Genomic DNA, 17,322 nt, shown 5'->3' on the forward strand with positions numbered 1-17,322 from the left:
AAAGCTCCTGCGGGGGGGTAGAGGCTGGGGGCGCAATAAAGCCGCTACGTTAGTGAGCAGGAGGGGGCCGCGCAAGCGGGGCGAGCGGTTATTTCTTCCCGCTCACGCAGATCGTTCCCACGCTCTGCGTGGGAATGCAGCCCGGGTCGCTCCGCGGCCCATTTCTACGCGGGCGGTTCGACGCCTCTACATGGGAACGATCAAGGCAGGTCAGGACTTCGGCGGATTGATCTTCTGCACCAGCGCGTAGGCTTTCACGGTCGCCGGGCGATCCTTTATGTGGTTGAACCAGCGCTGCACGTTCGGGAAGTCTTCCAGGTTCTGGCTCTGCCATTTGTGGGAGACGATCCACGGGTAGATCGCCATGTCGGCAATGCTGTATTCACTGCCGGCGACGAACTCGTTGTTGGCCAGTTGCTTGTCCAGCACCCCGTACAGGCGGGCGGTTTCATCGATGTAGCGCTTGATCGCGTAGGGGATTTTTTCCGGAGCGAACTGGCTGAAATGATGATTCTGCCCGGCCATCGGCCCCAGCCCGCCCATTTGCCAGAACAGCCATTGCAACGCCACCTGGCGGCCACGCAGATCCTTGGGCAGGAACTTGCCGGTCTTTTCCGCGAGGTACAGCAGGATCGCCCCGGACTCGAACAGCGACAACGGTTCGCCGCCGTCAGCCGGTTCATGATCGACGATTGCCGGGATGCGGTTGTTCGGGGCGATTTTCAGAAAGTGCGGCTGGAACTGCTCGCCCTGGCTGATGTTGATCGGGTGCACGTTGTAGCGCAGGCCCGCTTCTTCGAGGAACAGGGAAATCTTGTGGCCGTTGGGCGTGGTCCAGTAATACAGGTCGATCATGGAAAGCTCCAAATCAGGAAAATGGCTTACGTGCGGACAGCAAACGCCGGCTTCAGGTTGTCCTGTGTGCGTTCGATAGCTTGCTTAATCCCAGGAGGTGATGCTCAAGTACGGGAAATTCAATGACCCCGCGTGAGAAAAATCGCCATGGAGCTCAAGGCCAACGCTGCACTGATCATCATCGACCAGCAAAAAGGCATTCTGGAACCGCGTCTGGGGCGGCGGAATAACCCGTCGGCCGAGGAGCGGATTCTTGAGCTGTTGAGTTTTTGGCGGCGCAGCGGTCGGCCGGTGATCCATGTGCAGCACCTGTCGCGCTCGCCGGATTCGGTGTTCTGGCCCGAGCAATCAGGCGTGGATTTTCAGGAAAGGTTTTTACCGCAGGAAGGCGAGTGGCTGATCCAGAAACAGGTGCCGGATGCGTTTTGTGCGACGGGGCTTGAGGCGAAGTTGCGTGAGGCGGGGATCGGGCAGTTGATCATTGTCGGCGTGGCGACGAACAACTCGGTGGAATCCACGGCACGCACGGCAGGCAATCTGGGGTTTGACGCGTGGGTGGCGGAGGATGCGTGCTTTACCTTCGACAAGGCCGACTATTTCGGCACTTTGCGTTCGGCGCAAGAGGTACATGCGATGTCGCTGGGGAATCTGCACGGGGAGTATGCGACGGTGGTCGGCAGTGCCGAGATTCTCGGGGCAGCCTGATACTGATCGGGGAGTGCGCGGGCCTCATCGCTGGCAAGCCAGCTCCCACATTCGACCGAGTTGCTCCTGATGGAGCGCGATCCCCGTGGGAGCGAGCTTGCTCGCGATGGCGGTGTGTCAGGCGAAGAGGATAATTGCCTGAAACATCAAGCGCCGTGGCACTTCTTGAATTTCTTGCCATTGCCGCAGGGGCAAGGGTCATTGCGGCCAACGTCTTTCAGGGCGTTGCGCACCGGTTCCTGGTGAGCGTGGCCGCAGTTCGGGCCGTGGACATGGCCATGGTCGTGATCATGGTGGTGATGGTCATGATCGTGGTTGCAGTCTGGGCCATGGACATGAGGTTGCTGGGTCATCGGGGTCACTCCGTAATCAAATCGGCGGGGATTATCACGCCATTGCGCGCCAGGTGCACGTAGTGAGCGATGAATAAACCGGTTTCCATCTCGCCCTCCAGTCGATAGGGAATCTGCTGGTTCGGGTTTTTCAGCATTTTCACCACCTCTTTCACCTTCGGCCACAGGTTGGTACGGATCGGCACCTTGTAAAACGCGCTGCTTTTGGGGTTCACCGTGATCCAGTGTTCGTGCTCGCCTTCGGCCAGCAGCATGTCGGCCAGGTGTATGCGGTATTCCAGGCCGCGCACGGTCAGGTCGCTGTCATTGGGGTTGTCGATGCGAAAGTGCAGGATGAATTTCTGTTCCAGCAACTTGGCGCGCACCACTTCGACTTTCACCAGGTGCACGGCGGGGTCGCGGGCGTCGTCGGTAAACCAGGACGCGCAGCCGCCGAGCCCCAGAAACATGAGCAGTGAGAAGACCTGGATTGTGCGCCAATGACCGAGCATGGTTTAACTCCCTTTGCTGCCCAGTCTAGCCTCAGCTGCTGAAATACCCCGCACAGCATTTCTTGAACTTCTGGCCGCTGGCGCACGGGCAGGCGTCGTTGCGGCCCAGCTTCAGTTGCACGGTCGGGTCGATGAAGTACCAGCGCCCGCTGTTCTGCACGAATGACGAGCGCTCGCGGTGGCTGTGTTCGCCCTGACCGTCATGCCAGCGCGCGGTGAAGGTGACGAACGCGTGCTCCGGCTGGCCGCCGAGCACTTCCGAGCTTTCCACGTCCAGACCGAGCCAGGTGCTCTGGGCGCTCCAGTTGCTGATCGACTGGCGATCCAGCCCCGCTTGCTGGGCGGGCAGGGTGGTGGCCACCAGATAATCGATCAGGCCCAGCACGTAGGCGCTGTAGCGCGAGCGCATCAGGGCTTCGGCGCACGGGGCCGGGTGGCCGGCGTGATAGTGACCGCAGCAGGCATCCAGCAGGTTGCCGCTGCCGCAAGGGCAAATGGCTGTACTCATTGCATTACCACCAGTATTTCCCGAAGTTTTCCGGATTGGCCCAGAACCGCGAGTTGAGCCAGTCGGGGACTTGTTTGTAGTCAAGCAGATCGTAGGTGAAGAGTGTCAGTACCTGCTCGTCACGGGCGAAGCGTTCGCTGGCTTGCAGGGCCAGAGAGTAAAAATCGGTTTCCTGCCAGCCGCTGGCCGGCAGATCCGCCAGCACGGCGATGCGGCTGGCGTTGAGGTTGCGGATCCCGCCCAACAGATTCAGGCCGTCGCGCTTGGGCAAATGTTCCAGGCAATCGACCACCAGCGCCAGGTCGAAACGGCGGGCCGCCAATTCCGCCGGCAGCGCACCGGGCGCGGCGTGCGCGACGCAGGTGTCCGGGTGCGCTTCCTTGAAGGCAGCCAGCGCCGGGAACTCGCTGGCGCCGATCAGCAGCAGACGTGCAGGGGCGTAGCGGTCGAGCAGGGCGGCCAATGCCTGCTGCGGCGTGCGGGAAGAAATGGCGACGTTCATCGAAGCTCCTCAATCAGAGCGCCAAGACTAGCCTGCCCGGGCGCCAAGGCCTAGATCTCTGTCCTGCGGGTTTGCGGCAAATTCGTCGAAGTCCCGTGAACAGGCGCACAAACAGCAATGGCCTATTGCTGGCGGAGATTAAAACTCCGGTCTTTACTCCCTGAATCGGTTCTAAGCCGATCCCTCAGGAGAAAACTAGATGAGCATAGTTCGGACAGCATTACCCTTGGTTCTGCTAACCAGTGTGTTGACTGGTTGCGCAGGTTTGCAGAAAACCGACTGGCCGACCTGTGCGGCAGTCGGTGGTGTCGTCGGTGCGGGGCTCGGTGCGACCGAAAGCTCCGCATGGGCGGGGTATGGCGCGTTACTCGTCGGCGGTACGGCAGCGGCCTATTGCTGGGTTCACGGTGACGGCGATGAAGACGGCGATGGTGTGCCGGACAGTCGCGACAAGTGCCCGGGCACGCCTAAAGGCGTACAGGTCGATGCCGACGGCTGCCCTCCACCAGCCCCTGCACCAGTGGTCGAAGAAGCTGTAGTGGTCAAGGAAGAAACCATTGTCATCCGCGATGTTCACTTCCAGTTCGACAAGGCCACGCTGACCCCGTCCGACAAACTGGTCCTGGATAAGGTCGCTTCGCGCCTGAAACAGGAATCCAGCACGGCGCAACTGACCGTGACCGGCCACACCGACAGCGTCGGCAGCGATGCCTACAACCAGAAACTGTCGGATCGCCGCGCGCACTCGGTGGTCAAGTACCTGGTTGAAAGCGGCGTACCGCAAAGCAGCTTCGTGTCGGTGACCGGTGCCGGTGAAAGCCAGCCGGTGGCAGACAACAAAACTGCTGACGGTCGCGCGCTGAACCGTCGTACCGAAATCAAAATCAACCGCTAGCCCCCTCGCATCCGCGGCTTGTGCAGTCGCGGATGCGGGTCTTTACTCCTGTGTAACCGGTATGGGCCGGTGACACAGGAGCTTTAACGATGAGTGTTCTTACAAGGTCCGTCTTGCCGGTTCTGCTGCTGGGCAGCCTGTTGACCGGTTGCGCCACCCACAGCGATGGCACCGCTCCCCTCAATCAACGTACCTGGCCGATCTGCAGCCTTATTGGCGGGCTGGTCGGCGGCGGTCTCGGCGCGCTCGAAAGCAGCGGTTGGGCCGGCGGTGGCGCTGCGCTGGGGATCCTCACCGGCGGATTGATCTGCTATGCCCAGGATGGCGATGAAGACGACGACGGCGTGTTCGATCGCCGCGACCGTTGCCCCGATACCCCGGCCAACACACCGGTTGACCACCGTGGCTGTCCGCTGCCGCAATATCCGGTCACCGAGAAACCGGCCGAACCGGCCCCGCAAACCGAAGTCATCACCCTCAACGATGCCGGCAACGTGCTGTTCGACTTCGACAAGTCGGATTTGAAACCGGCCGCAAAAAGCCAGCTCGACACGCTGATGGACAAACTGCGCAATGCCGATGTGGTGAGCATCAAGGTCATCGGCCACACCGACAGCAAGGGTTCGGATGCCTACAACCAGGCGCTTTCGGAACGTCGCGCCAGCAGCGTGGCGGAATATTTGCTGAGTCAGGGCCTGGCGCCGAACAAACTCACCAGTGAAGGGCGCGGCGAGAGTGAACCGGTCGCCGATAACAATACGGACGAAGGGCGTGCGCAGAACCGTCGGGTGGAACTGCACATCAATCGTTAGGATGAGTCTGTAGTCCGCAGGCTAGAGCTGTCGGTCGATGAACGTCATCGAACCGGCAGCCATCCGGCGGCAGTCCGCATTTTTTCATTTTCCCCTCTGGCTTATCCCCTGCAGAAGCCGTTACTGTGCGCCCAAAGAATAATTCGCAACACGGGGGAGCGTATGAAGGTGTTCTGTGGGCTGGGGCGATTGTTGACCCTGCTGTTCTGCTGCGTGGTGCTGGCCAATCAGCTGGTGCCGTTTGTTCATCCGCTGCACCTGCTGGTCAATCTGGCCGGCGCTCTGCTGTTGGCGATCCACGTGCTCGAAGTGTTGCTGTGCAATCGCAGCCTGAAGGGGCGTCCGCACCCCTGGCGTGATCGTGGCCGCATCCTGTTGTTCGGCGTATTCCACCTGCAAACCATCCCGGCCCCGGCCGCTCCGGAGGCTTCCCATGCGTAAACTCTGCCTGCTTGCTGCATTCATCAGTCCCCTGGCCTGCGCCCAAGTGGTCAGCGTCGAAACCAACTCGCTGATGCGTCTGCCGAACACCGCCAGCACTCTGCAACTGGAGAAACTGGTGGTCGCCGATTACGGCACTTTGCTGATTCCCTCGAACGTGACCGAACTGAGTGTCGGCGAATTGCAGCTGGGCCATGAAGCGCGCATTGCCATCGTGCCGAGCGAACAGGCGCTGGAGATGAAAGTCAGCCGCGCCGAACTCGCCGAAGGCAGCCAGATCACCGCCCGTGGCGCACCGGGCACCTACGAAAAAGCTGCCCGCGCCGGGCGCAATCTGAATCTGCAGTTCAAGGCGTTGAACGCGCCGAAACTGGTGGTCGATGCCCGTGGCGGCACCGGTGCGCCGGGATTTGTCGGGCTTGATGGCGCCAACGGTCAGGAGCCGGGTTGCACCTGGGGTCAGGCGGGACACGGTTTTGATGGCAGCAACGGCAGCGATGGCCAGCCGGGTGCACCGGGCGCGCTGGTGCGTCTTGAAGTGCCGCGCGAGTTTCCGGCCGAGCTGATCAAGGTCGAAGTCGCCGGCGGTGCCGGTGGCCCGGCCGGTCCTGGCGGTAAACCGGGGGCGGGTGGCAAATCCAAGGGCTGCCTGGTGTATCGCGCCGACGGCGGCAAGAGCGGCAAGCCGGGGGCTGACGGGCAGCCGGGGCCTGCGGGTGCGGCGGGGTCTGTCACCGTACAGCGCCTGTAATCGATTGCTCCCACCCTCTACGTTGATCGTTCCCACGCAGAGCGGGGGGAACGATCAGGTAAAACGCGCTTGTCAGAACGAGGGGCGCGCAGCAGCCACGGCCACCAGCAGCACCCCGATCAGCAGGTTGAACCCGACCACCTTGCGAATCCGCCCCAGCACTGCCGCACCCGCCGGCCAGTCCTTCGCCTGCACCGCCGTGCGCAGTTCCGGCAGCATCAATGCCTGAATCCGGATGAACAACGCGGTCATCACCACATACAACCCCATCATCACCTGCACATAGCGCGGTGCGTTGTCGAAGGCGATGTGTTGCAGGTGCAGCATGCCCACCCCGGTCACCGGCAGCAGAATCACCGCTCCCCACACCCAACGAAAAAAACCTTGAAACACTTCCACCCAGAGCGTCAGGCGCCCGGGACCGTCCAGGGCCTTCATCGCCGCAGGGCGCAGCACCATCCAGGCGAAAAACATACCGCCGACCCACACCAGCGCGGCCAGTACATGGATGGGGTAAACGAGGCTAAAAGGTGTCATTGGGGTACTCCGATCTGCGCAGGATTGATTCGCGGGGTATGATAGCCCCCCATCCGAACCACTGAAAATTTATCCAGCGTTTTTTGCGCCCGACACTCAATGATCAGCACTGAACTCAAAACCACGATCCAGGGCGCCTACTCGCGTTTTCTAGAGGCCAAGAGCCTCAAGCCGCGTTACGGCCAACGCCTGATGATCGCTGAAGTCGCCAAGGTCCTCGGGGATATCGACACCGACGACGAAGGCCGGCGCAGTGGCGACCCCGCGATTGTCGCGGTGGAAGCCGGCACCGGTACCGGCAAGACCGTGGCCTACAGCCTGGCCGCGATCCCGACGGCCAAACTGGCCGGCAAGCGCCTGGTGATCGCCACCGCCACCGTCGCCCTGCAAGAGCAGATCGTCTACAAGGATTTGCCCGACCTGATGCGCAACAGCGGGCTGAACTTCAGCTTCGCCCTGGCCAAGGGCCGTGGCCGCTACATGTGCCTGTCCAAGCTCGACATGCTGTTGCAGGAAGGCCACGCACAGACCGCCACCGCCCAGTTGTTCGAAGAAGAAGGCTTCAAGATCGAGGTCGATGAGGCCAGCCAGAAGCTGTTCACCAGCATGATCGAGAAACTCGCCGGCAATAAATGGGACGGCGACCGCGACAGCTGGCCCAACGCGCTGGAAGACGCCGACTGGGCGCGCCTGACCACCGATCACAGCCAGTGCACCAACCGTCACTGCCCGAACTTCGGCCAGTGCGCCTTCTACAAGGCCCGCGAAGGTATGGGCAAGGTCGACGTGATCGTCACCAACCACGATATGGTGCTGGCTGACCTCGCACTGGGTGGCGGGGCCGTGTTGCCAGACCCGCGCGACACCATTTATGTATTCGACGAAGGCCACCACCTGCCGGACAAGGCCATCGGCCACTTCGCTCACTACACGCGCCTGCGTTCCACCGCCGACTGGCTGGAAACCACCGCCAAGAACCTCACCAAACTGCTGGCCCAGCACCCGCTGCCGGGCGATCTCGGCAAGCTGATCGAGCAGGTGCCGGAGCTGGCGCGGGAGATCAAGACCCAGCAGCAGTTCATGTTCACCGCCTGCGAACAGATCGCCGACTTCAAGCCCGGTGAAGATGTCGAAGGCCGCGAACGTCCGCGTCACCGCTTCATCGGTGGGGTGATTCCCGAGCACATGCGCGAGATGGGCATCGAGCTGAAAAAAGGCTTCGCCCGCCTCAACGACCTGTTCACCCGCCTGACGGATCTGCTCAAGGAAGGCATGGACGGCGAGGTCAACATCGGCATCGCCAGCAATCAGGCCGAGGAATGGTATCCACTGTTCGGCAGCCTGTTGTCCCGTGCCTCCGGCAACTGGGAACTGTGGACCGCGTTCACCGCCGAAGACCCCGAAGACAACCCGCCGATGGCCCGCTGGCTGACCCTGGCCGAAAGCGGTTCGCTGTTCGACATCGAGGTCAACGCCAGCCCGATCCTCGCCGCCGAAACCCTGCGCCGCAGCCTGTGGAACGTGGCCTACGGCTGTCTGGTGACCTCGGCGACCTTGACCGCCCTCGGCACCTTCGACCGCTTCCGCATGCGTGCCGGCCTGCCGAAAAAAGCCGTCACCGCCGTGGTGCCGAGCCCGTTCCATCACGCCGACGCCGGTGTGTTGCGGGTGCCGGACCTGAAGGCCGACCCGCGGGATGCCGCTGCCCACACCGCCGCGATCATCCGCGACCTGCCGGAACTGGTCGAAGGCTCGCGCGGCAGTCTGGTGCTGTTCTCGTCGCGCAAACAGATGCAGGACGTGTTCGACGGCCTCGACCGTGACTGGCGCAAGCAAGTGTTCATTCAAGGCAACCTGTCGAAACAGGAAACCCTGAACAAGCACAAGGCGCGGGTCGATGGCGGCGATTCCAGCGTGTTGTTCGGCCTCGCCAGTTTTGCCGAAGGCGTGGATTTGCCGGGGGCCTACTGCGAACACGTGGTGATCGCCAAGATCCCGTTCTCGGTGCCGGACGACCCGGTCGAGGCGGCGCTGTCGGAGTGGATTGAGGCCCGTGGCGGCAATCCGTTCATGGAAATCTCGGTGCCCGATGCCTCGCTGAAGCTGGTCCAGGCCTGCGGCCGACTGCTGCGTACCGAAGAAGACCGCGGCACCATCACCTTGCTGGATCGGCGGCTGGTCACCCAGCGCTACGGCAAGGCGATCCTCAATGCGTTGCCTCCTTTCCGTCGTGAAATATCCTGAGACATCGGTGGGCAGTTTTGCCCGCCGCGCTGTCTATCTCTCTGTCACTGCTTTTCCATTGGCCCTTGCGGGTCGTTAGGGAGAATTCCGTTCTCATGATTCGTCGTTCGTTGCCTGCCGTTTTTGCCCTGGTTTTCGCTGCGCCTTTATTCGCGGCACCTGCCGGCCAGCAGACCCTGTTCAACTTTGTTCGCCCCGCCGATGTGGTGAAAGTGGCGACCGAAAACGCCGACCTGCCGCAAGCCAACGCCGAGCAGACTCCCGAGGGTGAAGTGCTGCGCCGGGTGACGTTCAACCCGACGGCTCGCCCGACCTTGCGTCTGTCCCCGCAGACCGGTGCCTGGGACTGGTCGCAGTCCGGCATGATGAGCCTGCGCATCCAGAGCGCGATGAACTGGGCGGTGACCGTCTACGTGCAAATCCAGAGCAACGACGGCAAGACCCTGGTCAGCCGCGTTGACCTGCCGGCCGGTCCGGCGCAGACCTTGCTCGTGCCGTTGACCGCGACCTCGCCACTCAGCCAGGGCATGAAAGCCGGGCCGGTGATGCCGATGACGATCGACGGGCAGCGCATTCTGCTGGCGAGCAGCAGTGGTGAGCTGGATCGCAGCCAAGTGGTGTCGGTCAGCCTGTCGATGGACCAGCCGAAAGCCGCGCAAAGTCTGTTGCTCGAGCGCTTTGGCGTGCAGGACGAGGGCGAGGTGATCAAATCCGCCTACGGCAATCTGGTGGACGCCTATGGCCAGTCGACTCGCGGCAAGTGGCCGGAGAAAGTCGCCAATGACGAACAACTGAAATCCGCCGCCGCCAAAGAACAGCAACAACTGAACACCTGGCTGGCCGAGCGCGAAAAATCCTCGCTGGACAAGTTCGGTGGCTGGAGCAAAGGCCCGGCGTTCAAGGCCAGCGGTTTCTTCCGCACCGAGAAACGTGACGGCCGCTGGTATCTGGTGACGCCCGAGGGCCATCCGTTCTATTCCCTGGGCGTGAACACCGTCAGCCCGGAGGTCAACCAGACCTACGTGGCAGGCCGCGAATACATGTTCGAATCCCTGCCAAAACCGGAAGAGCCGCTGGCCAGCCACTTCGGCGAGGGTGATAACCGTGGCGGCAACGGCGCCGATCAGGGCCGTGGCTACAACTTCGGGCGTTGGTACGACTTCTACGGCGCCAACCTTCAGCGTCTGTATGGTGAGCCGTGCACCCCGGACAGTGGCAACAAGGCCGGAGTGGCCGAAGCCGCCAAGGCCGGGGCCGCTGAAGAAGCGGCGACCAACGCCAGTGCGCCGGTCGCCGCCTCCGAACAGCCGAAAGCCGGGGTTGCCGAGTCGGCAGCCACCAGCGGGCAAAGAGTTGCGACGCCGTGCAAAAACACGGTCGACGAGCAAAAGTGGGCCAGCCACACTCTCGACCGCCTGCAAGCCTGGGGCTTCAACACGGTCGGTAACTGGAGCGCGCCTGTCCTCGGTGACGCCGAGCGCATGCCGTACACCTTGCCGCTGTCGATCGTCGGCGATTACACCAGCATCAGCACCGGGACCGACTGGTGGGGCGGCATGCCTGACCCGTTCGATCCGCGTTTCGCCATGGCCACCGAACGCGCCGTGGCGATTGCCGCCCGCGATCATCGCGATGATCCGTGGCTGATCGGCTACTTCGCCGACAACGAACTGGCCTGGGCCGGCCCCGGCGATGACCCGAAATCCCGTTACGCGCTGGCCTACGGCACCTTGAAAATGACCACCGACGTTCCGGCCAAACGCGCGTTCCTCAAGCAGTTGCGCGACAAGTACCGCAATCAGGCGGGGCTGTCGAAGGCCTGGGGCATTGATCTGCCGGCGTGGGAATTGATGGAAGACCCGGGTTTCGAAGCGCCGCTGCCGAACCCGGAGCATCCGGAAATCGAGGCCGACTTCAAATACTTCCAGAAGGTCTTCGCCGACACCTACTTCAAGACCATTTCCGACTCGCTGAAATGGCACGCGCCGAACCAGTTGCTGCTCGGCGGCCGTTTCGCCACCAGCACCCCGGAAGCCGTGACGTCCTGCGCCCAGTATTGCGACGTGCTGAGCTTCAACATGTACACCCTGCAACCGCAGGACGGTTATGACTTCGCCGCGCTGCGCAGCCTCGACAAACCGGTGCTGATTACCGAATTCAACTTCGGCTCCACCGACCGAGGCCCGTTCTGGGGCGGTGTGACCCCGTTGAGCAAGGAAGAAGATCGCGGCCCTGCCTATGCCAACTTCCTCAAACAGGCGCTGAGCGAACCGTCGATTGTCGGCGTGCACTGGTTCCAGTATCTGGATCAACCGGTGACCGGGCGCCTGCTCGATGGCGAGAACGGTCACTTTGGTCTGGTCGGGGTCACTGATCTGCCGTTCCAGGGTTTTGTCGAAGCCGTGCGCAAGAGCAACCTGGCGACCGTCGATCAGTTGAGCAAAGAGGCGCAGAAGGCGGCTGCCGCAGCGGACAAGGCCGGCCACGAAGCCGAAGGCGGCCGTAAAGCGGACGCCGGCAAAGGCCCTGGGCAGGGCGCAGGCCACACCGGCGGGCATTCCGGCAACGGCCACTGATCAATACGAAACCTGAAGACCGCCCGGCCCGCAGCGGTTCCCAAAAGCCTCACGGGCTGGAACAATGCGGGCCACTTTGTAGAGCGTTTTCGCGGGGGAGTTGCGGGTGCAGATTCAGGGACATTACGAGCTTCAATTCGAAGCGGTGCGCGAAGCCTTCGCTGCACTGTTCGACGATCCCCAGGAACGCGGCGCCGCGTTGTGCATCCGGGTCGGCGGCGAAACCGTCCTCGACCTCTGGTCCGGCACCGCCGACAAGGACGGCGCCGAGGCCTGGCACAGCGACACCATCGCCAACCTGTTCTCCTGCACCAAGACTTTCACCGCCGTCACCGCGCTGCAACTGGTTGCCGAAGGCAAGTTGCAGCTCGATGCGCCGGTTGCCCGTTACTGGCCGGAATTCGCCGCCGCCGGCAAGGAATCCGTCACCCTGCGCCAACTGCTTAGCCATCAGGCCGGTCTGCCGGCCCTGCGCGAATTGCTCGCGCCTGAAGCACTGTACGACTGGCAGACCATGGTCGACGCCCTCGCGGCCGAAGCACCGTGGTGGACGCCGGGCACCGGTCACGGCTATGCCGCGATCACCTACGGCTGGCTGATCGGCGAATTGCTGCGGCGCGCCGACGGTCGTGGACCGGGGGAGTCGATCGTCGCGCGGGTCGCCAAACCTTTGGGGCTGGATTTTCATGTCGGTCTGGCCGACGAAGAATTCCATCGCGTGGCGCACATTGCCCGTGGCAAAGGCAACACTGGCGACGCCGCCGCCCAGCGCCTGCTGCAAGTCACCATGCGCGAACCAACAGCGATGACCACTCGGGCCTTCACCAATCCGCCGTCGGTGCTCACCAGCACCAACAAGCCGGAATGGCGCCGCATGCAGCAACCGGCGGCCAACGGCCACGGCAATGCGCGCAGTCTGGCCGGGTTCTACGCCGGTCTGCTCGACGGCAGCCTCCTGGAAAGCGAAATGCTCGAAGAACTGACCCGCGAACACAGCCTCGGCGAGGACAAGACCTTGCTGACCCGCACCCGTTTCGGTCTCGGTTGCATGCTTGATCAACCCGACGTGCCGAATGCCACTTACGGCCTCGGCCCGCGTGCATTCGGGCATCCGGGTGCGGGTGGTTCCATCGGTTTTGCTGATCCGGAGCACGATGTGGCCTTCGGATTTGTGACAAATACCCTGGGGCCGTACGTCTTGATGGATCCGCGCGCGCAGAAGCTGGCGCGGGTACTTGCCACTTGTCTGTAAAGCATCGTCCGAGGTTCCAGGGCCGGAACCTCATGGCGAATTTCGTTTCAAAGCGTCTGTTTATCCGGGCGAAAGTCCTCTGATTGTTCACTAATTATTTTTGTGGGTTTCCAATGTCGTCCAAACAAACTCTCGCCCTGGCCCTGTGTTTCGCAATCACCGGTTGTGCACAGACTCCGAAGAACGACGCCGATGGCGGCAGTTGGTGGCCGTTCGGTTCTTCCGACAAAGTTGCTGCCAAGGAGCCGGCTCCGGCGCCTGCGCCGTTGAAACCGGCCGCCACCGAGCCGGTGGCCAAGGCCGAGAGCAGCAGTCCGTGGTACTGGCCGTTTGGCTCGGACGACTCGGCGGCAGCCAAGCCAGAAGTGAAAGCTGAAGCCAAGCCCGAAGCAAAACCGGTCGAAGTCGCCAAGGCTGAAGCCGACAAGGGCGGCAAATGGTGGTGGCCGTTCGGCGGCAAGGAGCAGGACACGGCCAAAGTCGTGCCGATGCCCGATCCGAAAGTCACTCAAGCCTGGCTGGATGACTACGAACCGCGCCTGCGCACCGCAATCAAGGACAGCAACCTGCAACTCGAACGCCGTGAGAACGTGCTGGTCGTGACGGCGCCGGTGGAAGGCTCGTTCAACCCGGATCGCCCGGCCATGCTGCTGCCAGTGACTCTCGGCCCGTTCACCCGCGTGGCGAAAATCCTCGAAGCCGACCCGAAAACCGCCGTACTGGTGCTCGGTCACAGTGACACCACCGGTGCCGCTCCGGCCAACGTCAAGTTGAGCCAGGAACGCGCCCAGGCTGTGGCGGCGATCTTCCGCCTCAGCGGCCTGCAGCGTGATCGCCTGATGTTGCGCGGCATGGGTTCCGAAGCACCGCGTGCCGCCAACGACAGCGTTGAAGGCCGTGCCCTGAACCGCCGTGTCGAACTGCTGGTGACCCCGCAGAACACCATGGTCGCGCTGCTGAGCAAGTACAACATGCCAGCACCGAAGCCAGTGACCATGGTTGCTGCCCAGGACGTCAAGCCTGCCGCCAAACCGGTGACCCCGGCGCCGGCGGCGAAGAAAGCCGCTGTACCGGCCACCAAAAAGGCTCCGGCCAAAAAAGCTGCTGCCAAGGCTCCAGCGAAGAAGGCCCCGGCCAAGGCTCCGGCGAAAAAGACCGCACCCGCCAAAGCCGCTGCAACCGACAAGAAAGTCGCTGCGACCGATACCACCAAAAAGTGATCCGCTAACGAAAAGGAATGCGCCGTGACCCAGTCTCTGGCAGATATGCGTCGTGATTACACCCGGGACGGCCTGACCGAGGCGCAAGCCCCGGCCGAGCCCTTTGCGTTGTTTCACCAGTGGTTTGCCGAAGCGGTGAAAACCGAACAGGCGCCAGTGGAAGCCAACGCGATGACCCTGGCCACGGTGGATGCGGACGGCCGTCCGCATTGCCGCATTCTGCTGCTCAAGGGGCTGGACGAGCAGGGCTTCACCTTCTTCACCAACTACGAAAGCGCCAAGGGCCAGCATCTGGCGGCGAACCCGTTTGCTGCCATGACATTCTTCTGGCCGACCCTGGAGCGCCAGGTGCGGATCGAAGGGCGGGTGGTGAAGGTCACGCCCGAAGAGTCGGATGCGTACTATCAGGTGCGACCGCTGGGGAGCCGACTCGGCGCCTGGGCGTCACCGCAGAGCCGGGTGATCAACGGCCGGGGTGAACTGGAAGACTTGCTCAAGGCGACCGAGCAACGCTTCACCGACACTCAGCCTCACTGCCCGGAACACTGGGGCGGTTACCGCCTGCTCCCCGAGCGCATCGAGTTCTGGCAGGGCCGCGCGAGCCGTCTGCACGATCGCCTCAACTACCGTGTGCAGGGCGCCGACTGGATTCTTGAACGTCTGGCACCCTGAGCAGTCTACCGAGCGGGATAGCCTGCCGCAGCGGCCTCAAGCCACTTCGGCAGGTCCCGGCGCTTGATCTTCTGCGCCTGAGCCTGCTTCAGCCGTTCGAGCATGAAGGCGCGTTTGCCTTCATCCTTGCCGGCCAGTGACAATGCCAGATCGCGATCCATCCAGCGTTTGATCCGCACATACAGCCACCAATGAAAGTACAGGCCGGCGGCTGTGGTGACGACAATGATGAAGTAATCCATGGAAATCCTTGGGTCGGCGGCGCAGGAAATGGAATTTGGCGCTACTGTTGGGTGAGTTCGCGGGCGCCTGTACCGGGCCTGAATGAAAGCAACTTAATCCGGGCGACGCCGTGACAGGCGTCAAGCTGCGGAGTTTAATGAATACCTGTCCTTTGGAGTTGATGCTATGCGTAAGTCTGTTCTGCTGGTTGCTTCCTTTTCCACGATGGCGATGTTGCTGACCGGCTGCCAGTCGAGCCTGACCGGTGACTCCTACTCCCGTGACGAAGCGCGTCGCGTGCAGACGATTCGCATGGGCACCATCGAATCCCTGCGTCCGGTGAAAATCGAAGGCACCAAGACCCCGATCGGCGGCGCTGCCGGTGCAGTGGTTGGCGGCGTCGGTGGCAGCGCGATCGGCGGCGGCAAAGGCAGCATCGTTGCAGCCGTTATCGGTGCCGTGGCCGGCGGCCTGATCGGTTCGGCCACTGAAGAAGGCCTGACCCGCACTCAAGGTGTTGAAATCACCGTGCGTGAAGACGACGGCAGCATGCGCGCCTATGTGCAGCAAGTGCAGGAGAATGAAGTGTTCCGCGTCGGTGAGCGGGTACGGATTTCGACTGTTGGCGGCACCAGCCGCGTTTCGCACTAAACGCAAACGAGTGGTAAAAGAAAACCCCGATCAGGTGACTGGTCGGGGTTTTTCTTTATATGTTCACGAGCTCGCACGAGTACCAATGAAGTATTCCAAGCCTTGCGGAAAGTCGACTTTAAGTAGCTCAGCTGCCTGTCTGACCTGACTCTCTGTCATCTCCAGCTCTCCTGGTTCTATTTCCTCAAGTGGTTTGGATTCAGTGATTTGCGCTAACGCTTGGCTCAATCCGTAGTCTTTGACCTTAAGCTCGAATTGCAACGAGTCATCCTGTTTCTCATCGGGGAAAAATCCGGTGATCGATAAATAGCGCATCTCTTTCTCTTTAGTGAGTTATTTGGGAGTCGTTCTGCCTGGCTTTGCTTTTTTTGTTCGCTCTCCGGTCAAATGATTGAATTCTCCCAAATGAATTCCCAGCTTGTCGTACAGCTCAATAGCGCCGGTTTTGGAGTCCCATTCATATATCCGGCCTTTTCCATCAAGCCAGCGGGCTCTCTTTTTCCCACCACCTCGTACTGAGGCCTTTGACTTCACCCTTTGAGTGTCGGGGAACGCAGGAAGTGTTTCGGGATCATCGTAGTACTTATGGTCTCCAGGTTTGCTGACAACAATGTACAGCGGCTTAACCCCGGACTCCGCCGGAAACACCAATATGAAATCCCGATACTCCGGCGGATAAACCGGATTCACCAGAATCCCGTCCGCCGCTTTCGTCGGCGGGTACACCCAGATATGCGGCGCCTGCGGAGCAGCCTCCAGTTCCGGAATACCAAGAATGTCGGAACCATCCACGGCAGGCGTCCAGACCAGCTCAACACCTTCACCAAGGTCTGCGACAAACCGGCTATCGCGTGCAGCGAACTGCACAACATCAACCATCTCCCAATCGCGATTCTTGCCGGTGTAGAAGCCGTAGCCCTTAAGGCTGCCATCGGCCTGCTGTTCAACGCGCAAGCGCACACGGGTTCGGACCTGTTTGAGGGCGAGCAACTGGTCTTCGGTATAGAGCGCGCTGTCGCCCAGGTTCGAGGGCACGAACATCGCCACCAGCCCGAGCAGCGGGCTGATGACGGCAGCAGAGGCCAGCGCGGGCAATGCCTTGAACGCCTCACCGGCAAGGGCAAAAGTGCCCAGCCCCGCAGGAATGGCAGTGCCGCTGATTTTCTTGAGTTCAATCCCACCGCTGTCATTGGCCTCACGCCCACCGAGCAAAATCAGCTCGCCGTAATCCTTCAGGCTGTCTGTCGGCACCATCCCCGACGGATTCGAGTAATCGATGATCGCGTCCGGCAGCTTGCACGACTTGGCAAACACGCAGCCCGCGCGCACCGGCTCAGGCTTGTTCGCCGCCACCTCACGGCTGCGCTCGAAGGCGTCCTGCCTCGTCAGCATGGCGTCGTACTTGTCTTGTCGTTCTTGCTGATCGGCCAGTTCGGTGGCCGTCATGTAGCGGTAGGTAACGTGATGCCCGTCGCCCGCCGGTGGGTTGGGAACCCGAGGAATGTCCTTTTGACCAGCCACTAATTGTCCTTTCGTTCATGCATCGGCAACCCCTCGCAAGGGGCTGCACGACGTTAACGAAGCAGGAAAATCGTGGCTGTAGGACGTATCTCTAAAGACGTGGGGATTGTTCGC

General features: G+C 61.8%; 20 protein-coding genes. 11 read left to right on the top strand and 9 right to left on the bottom strand.

The annotated features are described in order from the left end of the window. Window positions 1-210: 210 nt before the first annotated feature. Complete coding sequence (locus tag ACEN93_RS23115) at window positions 211-855, bottom strand: glutathione binding-like protein (protein WP_085666828.1); 645 nt, start codon at window positions 853-855, stop codon at window positions 211-213. 147 nt (window positions 856-1,002) lie between these two features. On the opposite strand from ACEN93_RS23115, the gene ACEN93_RS23120 reads away from it, so the two are divergent. Further along, window positions 1,003-1,560: a cysteine hydrolase family protein gene (locus tag ACEN93_RS23120; RefSeq protein WP_495611565.1), complete on the top strand. Its 558-nt coding sequence runs from the start codon at window positions 1,003-1,005 to the stop codon at window positions 1,558-1,560. 146 nt (window positions 1,561-1,706) lie between these two features. On the opposite strand, the gene ACEN93_RS23125 is transcribed toward ACEN93_RS23120, so the two are convergent. Genes ACEN93_RS23125 through ACEN93_RS23140 form a run of 4 tightly spaced genes read right to left on the bottom strand, consistent with a single transcriptional unit; the run spans window position 1,707 to window position 3,414 of the window. Beyond that, on the bottom strand, window positions 1,707-1,913 hold the full coding sequence (locus ACEN93_RS23125; protein ID WP_007955014.1) for an SEC-C metal-binding domain-containing protein: 207 nt from the start codon (window positions 1,911-1,913) through the stop codon (window positions 1,707-1,709). Between the two features lie 5 nt (window positions 1,914-1,918). Further along, a complete protein-coding gene (locus ACEN93_RS23130) occupies window positions 1,919-2,404 on the bottom strand; it encodes an LEA/WHy family protein (protein ID WP_011332776.1) in 486 nt (161 codons plus the stop codon). A 31-nt stretch (window positions 2,405-2,435) separates the two neighbouring features. Next, window positions 2,436-2,912, bottom strand: coding sequence for a YchJ family protein (locus ACEN93_RS23135; RefSeq protein WP_039771349.1), 477 nt, complete (start codon window positions 2,910-2,912; stop codon window positions 2,436-2,438). 4 nt (window positions 2,913-2,916) lie between these two features. Continuing rightward, entirely contained in the window at window positions 2,917-3,414 is a 498-nt protein-coding gene (locus ACEN93_RS23140; RefSeq protein ID WP_011332778.1) for a DUF6231 family protein, read from the bottom strand. Between the two features lie 199 nt (window positions 3,415-3,613). Here ACEN93_RS23140 and ACEN93_RS23145 point away from each other — a divergent pair, with 199 nt between their 5' ends. The 4 genes from ACEN93_RS23145 to ACEN93_RS23160 all read left to right on the top strand — a co-directional run bounded on the left by ACEN93_RS23145 (window position 3,614) and on the right by ACEN93_RS23160 (window position 6,313). Continuing rightward, window positions 3,614-4,309: a PA1041 family peptidoglycan-binding anchor lipoprotein gene (locus ACEN93_RS23145; protein ID WP_064593923.1), complete on the top strand. Its 696-nt coding sequence runs from the start codon at window positions 3,614-3,616 to the stop codon at window positions 4,307-4,309. Window positions 4,310-4,398: 89 nt separating this feature from the next. Continuing rightward, window positions 4,399-5,121 (top strand): PA1041 family peptidoglycan-binding anchor lipoprotein, encoded by a 723-nt coding sequence (locus tag ACEN93_RS23150; RefSeq protein WP_039771352.1) that lies wholly within the window; start codon window positions 4,399-4,401, stop codon window positions 5,119-5,121. Between the two features lie 162 nt (window positions 5,122-5,283). Then, window positions 5,284-5,562 (top strand): DUF1145 domain-containing protein, encoded by a 279-nt coding sequence (locus ACEN93_RS23155; protein ID WP_085612355.1) that lies wholly within the window; start codon window positions 5,284-5,286, stop codon window positions 5,560-5,562. Beyond that, window positions 5,555-6,313, top strand: a complete 759-nt coding sequence (locus tag ACEN93_RS23160) for a collagen-like triple helix repeat-containing protein (protein ID WP_039771355.1) — start codon at window positions 5,555-5,557, stop codon at window positions 6,311-6,313. Before ACEN93_RS23155 ends, ACEN93_RS23160 begins: the two co-directional genes overlap by 8 nt. Window positions 6,314-6,385: 72 nt before the next feature. Here the strand turns inward: ACEN93_RS23160 and ACEN93_RS23165 are convergent, their stop codons facing one another. Next, window positions 6,386-6,850, bottom strand: coding sequence for a CopD family protein (locus ACEN93_RS23165; protein WP_074691390.1), 465 nt, complete (start codon window positions 6,848-6,850; stop codon window positions 6,386-6,388). Between the two features lie 99 nt (window positions 6,851-6,949). On the opposite strand from ACEN93_RS23165, the gene dinG reads away from it, so the two are divergent. From dinG to pdxH, 5 genes are all read left to right on the top strand, one after another. After that, the gene (dinG, locus tag ACEN93_RS23170; RefSeq protein WP_007952008.1) at window positions 6,950-9,094 is read left to right on the top strand and encodes an ATP-dependent DNA helicase DinG; all 2,145 of its coding nucleotides are present in this window, start codon (window positions 6,950-6,952) and stop codon (window positions 9,092-9,094) included. A 95-nt stretch (window positions 9,095-9,189) separates the two neighbouring features. Further along, on the top strand, window positions 9,190-11,670 hold the full coding sequence (locus ACEN93_RS23175; protein WP_495610542.1) for a beta-agarase: 2,481 nt from the start codon (window positions 9,190-9,192) through the stop codon (window positions 11,668-11,670). Window positions 11,671-11,776: 106 nt separating this feature from the next. After that, on the top strand, window positions 11,777-12,922 hold the full coding sequence (locus ACEN93_RS23180; protein ID WP_201816778.1) for a serine hydrolase domain-containing protein: 1,146 nt from the start codon (window positions 11,777-11,779) through the stop codon (window positions 12,920-12,922). Between the two features lie 113 nt (window positions 12,923-13,035). After that, window positions 13,036-14,142 carry an OmpA family protein gene (locus ACEN93_RS23185; protein WP_414882279.1) on the top strand — a complete coding sequence of 369 codons (1,107 nt, stop codon included), beginning with the start codon at window positions 13,036-13,038 and terminating at the stop codon, window positions 14,140-14,142. Between the two features lie 24 nt (window positions 14,143-14,166). Beyond that, window positions 14,167-14,814, top strand: a complete 648-nt coding sequence (pdxH, locus tag ACEN93_RS23190) for a pyridoxamine 5'-phosphate oxidase (RefSeq protein ID WP_074691408.1) — start codon at window positions 14,167-14,169, stop codon at window positions 14,812-14,814. Window positions 14,815-14,819: 5 nt separating this feature from the next. Here the strand turns inward: pdxH and ACEN93_RS23195 are convergent, their stop codons facing one another. Continuing rightward, on the bottom strand, window positions 14,820-15,056 hold the full coding sequence (locus tag ACEN93_RS23195; RefSeq protein ID WP_007959143.1) for a hypothetical protein: 237 nt from the start codon (window positions 15,054-15,056) through the stop codon (window positions 14,820-14,822). A gap of 166 nt (window positions 15,057-15,222) precedes the next feature. Between ACEN93_RS23195 and ACEN93_RS23200 the strand changes: the two genes are divergently transcribed. Then, window positions 15,223-15,687: an outer membrane lipoprotein gene (locus ACEN93_RS23200; RefSeq protein ID WP_007969461.1), complete on the top strand. Its 465-nt coding sequence runs from the start codon at window positions 15,223-15,225 to the stop codon at window positions 15,685-15,687. Window positions 15,688-15,750: 63 nt separating this feature from the next. Here ACEN93_RS23200 and ACEN93_RS23205 read toward each other — a convergent pair whose 3' ends face one another. Together ACEN93_RS23205 and ACEN93_RS23210 are read right to left on the bottom strand one after the other, a co-directional pair. Beyond that, window positions 15,751-16,002 (bottom strand): pyocin S6 family toxin immunity protein, encoded by a 252-nt coding sequence (locus ACEN93_RS23205; protein ID WP_039771372.1) that lies wholly within the window; start codon window positions 16,000-16,002, stop codon window positions 15,751-15,753. An 18-nt stretch (window positions 16,003-16,020) separates the two neighbouring features. Next, entirely contained in the window at window positions 16,021-17,208 is a 1,188-nt protein-coding gene (locus ACEN93_RS23210) for an S-type pyocin domain-containing protein (RefSeq protein WP_495610543.1), read from the bottom strand. Window positions 17,209-17,322 lie beyond the last annotated feature (114 nt).

The sequence above is a fragment of the Pseudomonas sp. Pseusp21 genome (assembly GCF_059492145.1).

Bases quoted from the DNA above. Each gene is read 5' to 3' on its own strand.
- dinG (WP_007952008.1), top strand. From the start codon at position 6,950: ATGATCAGCACTGAACTCAAAACCACGATCCAGGGCGCCTACTCGCGT.
- ACEN93_RS23200 (WP_007969461.1), top strand. From the start codon at position 15,223: ATGCGTAAGTCTGTTCTGCTGGTTGCTTCCTTTTCCACGATGGCGATG.
- ACEN93_RS23120 (WP_495611565.1), top strand. From the start codon at position 1,003: ATGGAGCTCAAGGCCAACGCTGCACTGATCATCATCGACCAGCAAAAA.
- ACEN93_RS23160 (WP_039771355.1), top strand. From the start codon at position 5,555: ATGCGTAAACTCTGCCTGCTTGCTGCATTCATCAGTCCCCTGGCCTGC.
- ACEN93_RS23125 (WP_007955014.1), bottom strand. From the start codon at position 1,913: ATGACCCAGCAACCTCATGTCCATGGCCCAGACTGCAACCACGATCAT.
- ACEN93_RS23145 (WP_064593923.1), top strand. From the start codon at position 3,614: ATGAGCATAGTTCGGACAGCATTACCCTTGGTTCTGCTAACCAGTGTG.
- ACEN93_RS23140 (WP_011332778.1), bottom strand. From the start codon at position 3,414: ATGAACGTCGCCATTTCTTCCCGCACGCCGCAGCAGGCATTGGCCGCC.
- ACEN93_RS23175 (WP_495610542.1), top strand. From the start codon at position 9,190: ATGATTCGTCGTTCGTTGCCTGCCGTTTTTGCCCTGGTTTTCGCTGCG.
- ACEN93_RS23165 (WP_074691390.1), bottom strand. From the start codon at position 6,850: ATGACACCTTTTAGCCTCGTTTACCCCATCCATGTACTGGCCGCGCTG.
- ACEN93_RS23150 (WP_039771352.1), top strand. From the start codon at position 4,399: ATGAGTGTTCTTACAAGGTCCGTCTTGCCGGTTCTGCTGCTGGGCAGC.
- ACEN93_RS23195 (WP_007959143.1), bottom strand. From the start codon at position 15,056: ATGGATTACTTCATCATTGTCGTCACCACAGCCGCCGGCCTGTACTTT.
- ACEN93_RS23205 (WP_039771372.1), bottom strand. From the start codon at position 16,002: ATGCGCTATTTATCGATCACCGGATTTTTCCCCGATGAGAAACAGGAT.
- ACEN93_RS23135 (WP_039771349.1), bottom strand. From the start codon at position 2,912: ATGAGTACAGCCATTTGCCCTTGCGGCAGCGGCAACCTGCTGGATGCC.
- ACEN93_RS23155 (WP_085612355.1), top strand. From the start codon at position 5,284: ATGAAGGTGTTCTGTGGGCTGGGGCGATTGTTGACCCTGCTGTTCTGC.
- ACEN93_RS23130 (WP_011332776.1), bottom strand. From the start codon at position 2,404: ATGCTCGGTCATTGGCGCACAATCCAGGTCTTCTCACTGCTCATGTTT.
- ACEN93_RS23185 (WP_414882279.1), top strand. From the start codon at position 13,036: ATGTCGTCCAAACAAACTCTCGCCCTGGCCCTGTGTTTCGCAATCACC.
- ACEN93_RS23115 (WP_085666828.1), bottom strand. From the start codon at position 855: ATGATCGACCTGTATTACTGGACCACGCCCAACGGCCACAAGATTTCC.